This is a genomic window from Pontimicrobium sp. MEBiC01747, from assembly GCF_053601635.1.
The window spans coordinates 1-2,454 of record NZ_JBSHNS010000252.1 but is presented as its reverse complement, the minus strand read 5'-3'; the positions used below and the strand labels follow the sequence as shown (position 1 = coordinate 2,454).

At 29.9% G+C, this 2,454-nt stretch carries 2 protein-coding genes and 1 pseudogene; 2 read left to right on the top strand and 1 reads right to left on the bottom strand.

Annotated features, from left to right (window positions below; all coding sequences use genetic code 11):
• Window positions 1-641, bottom strand: a pseudogene (locus ACVC2P_RS08120) (hypothetical protein); the annotation flags it as partial.
• 532 nt (window positions 642-1,173) lie between these two features.
• Between ACVC2P_RS08120 and ACVC2P_RS08115 the strand changes: the two are divergent.
• Window positions 1,174-1,560 carry an START-like domain-containing protein gene (locus tag ACVC2P_RS08115; RefSeq protein WP_452597978.1) on the top strand — a complete coding sequence of 129 codons (387 nt, stop codon included), beginning with the start codon at window positions 1,174-1,176 and terminating at the stop codon, window positions 1,558-1,560.
• Between the two features lie 54 nt (window positions 1,561-1,614).
• Window positions 1,615-2,454 (top strand): aminotransferase class IV (locus tag ACVC2P_RS08110; RefSeq protein WP_452597977.1); only part of this gene is annotated, 840 nt, incomplete at its 3' end.

Genomic DNA, 2,454 nt, shown 5'->3' with positions numbered 1-2,454 from the left:
CCATCTACACCGTTTGTTCCGGCAGGTCCTTGTGGTCCTTGTACACCAGGGATTCCTTGTTCTCCTTGGAATCCTTGGTCTCCTTGATCTCCTTTAGGTCCAGCAGGTCCTTGCGGTCCTTCAGGTCCAACTGCGCCATCTACACCGTTTGTTCCGGCAGGTCCTTGTGGTCCTTGTACACCAGGGATTCCTTGTTCTCCTTGAAATCCTTGGTCTCCTTGATCTCCTTTAGGTCCAGCAGGTCCAACATTTCCTGAAGCAGCATACATAGCAAAAGGGACTGCTCTTAATTGTGATGCTCCTACTATATTATAATTAGTTCCTCCTGATTGATCTATTGCTATTTGAAGCCAGTAGTTATTGGTGCTCCAATCTATTAGAGAAAAATCACTGGAGGAGTTATTACCAGCACCAATGGCTATATCAAATGTACCATATGTATTTGTTGTTGGTGTATGATTTTCTGTATATATAACTGTGCCTGATGGTCCAGATTGTAATATAGAAATTTCAACACCTAAATTTTGATTAATAATTAGTTCTCCAGAATTATCTCTGGCAATAGCTTGATAGTTAAATGTTTGTGCAATAGCACTTGTGGCGAGGAGCAAAAATGCTACTATGAAAAGTAGTTTTTTCATTTGATTGTAGTATTAAGTTAGGTTAAGGAATTTTGAGAGTTTAATTTTAGTTTATAAACATTAATCTTTGTTAAGTTTTACATAAAGCATAAAACATTTGACTTGTTTTTTTTGTGATAATGCTTTTTTTGAAAGAAATTAAACTAAACTTGTAGTTGGGTTTTTTCATAATTTGGGAGTAAGTTTTAGTTGACTAGGGGATCAAATTTTTAAAAGATATTTCCTTAAAAATATACCTATAGAATTAAACAATATTATTACTATTAATGCTAAGCTTTGAATTTAGATGAAATGCATTTTTAATCGATAAAATGCATTTTATGTAATAAAGTTTCAAATTAATACGATAAAATGCAATTTTGCTAGTTTAAATGATGTATGATTAAAAATTAAAAAGGTTTTAAATTAAAAATTATTGCCTATATATTTAGCAGAATAAGCATTAGTTTTTTGTTTTTTTTTAAGATTGTGGTAATAATTTTTTTTACCAAAAATTAATGTATATATTGAACAAAATAATTATTAAGAATAGATAATGGAAAAAATTAAATATGAATTAGAGTTTCCTATTCATGCTTCGCCACAATTAATATATCAATATATATCTACGCCTTCAGGGTTATCAGAATGGTTTGCTGATAATGTAAACTCCAGAGGAGAATTATTTAAATTTATATGGGATGGAACAGAAGAGCAGGCTAAACTTTTAACTAAAAAAAGTGGAGAACGAGTGAAATTTAGATGGTTATCTGATGAGGATGAGCCTTATTATTTTGAAATGAGGATACAAGTAGATGAAATTACTAAAGATGTATCTATAATGATTGTGGATTATGCGGAGGAAGACGAAGTAGATGAAGCTAAGATGTTATGGGAAAATCAAATATCAGATTTAAAACAAGTATTAGGTTCTACATAATACCAAAGAAAGAATTTAAGTTTATATTTGTCCCGAAGAAATTCGGGATTTTTTATGATAAATTTTAATGGAACTTTACAGAGTGAAACAAATACTATTAGTATTAATAATAGAGGGTATACTTATGGAGATGCTTTGTTTGAAACTCTAAAAGTATCTTATGGTAAACTACTATTTTGGGAGGATCATTATTTTAGATTAATGGCTTCTATGCGTATTATGAGAATGGATATTCCTATGTCTTTTACCATGGAATTTTTAGAAGCGGAAATTATTAAATTACTTTCTGAGAGTAATATGATGAAGACTTCTGCCAGAGTAAAGTTGATGGTTCACCGTAACTCAGGAGGTTTATATTTGCCTACAGATAATACTGTAGGTTTTATTATTTCTGTAAAAACTATTGATAATGATTTTTATTTATTGAATGAAAATAATTATGAGGTTGATTTGTATAAGGACTTTTATGTTTCCCCAAGTTTATTGTCTACTTTAAAAACGAACAATAAAGCAATTAACGTTACTGGTAGTATTTATGCCAAAGAAAATATGTTAGATAACTGTTTATTATTGAATACTAATAAGCATGTTGTTGAAGCTTTAAACGGAAATTTATTTTTAGTTAAAGATAATATTGTAAAGACACCTCCTTTGGAAGATGGTTGTTTAAAGGGAATAATGCGTAAACAATTAATAGAAATTATTGGTTTAATACCAGAATTATCTATTGAAGAATCTTCTATATCGCCTTTTGAACTGCAAAAAGTTGATGAAATATTTATTACAAATGTAATTACAGGGATACAATCTGTAACAAAATACAGAAAGAAAACATATAGTAATGAAGTAGCTAAGCAATTACTTCAAAAATTGAATGTAAAGGTTAGATTAGGT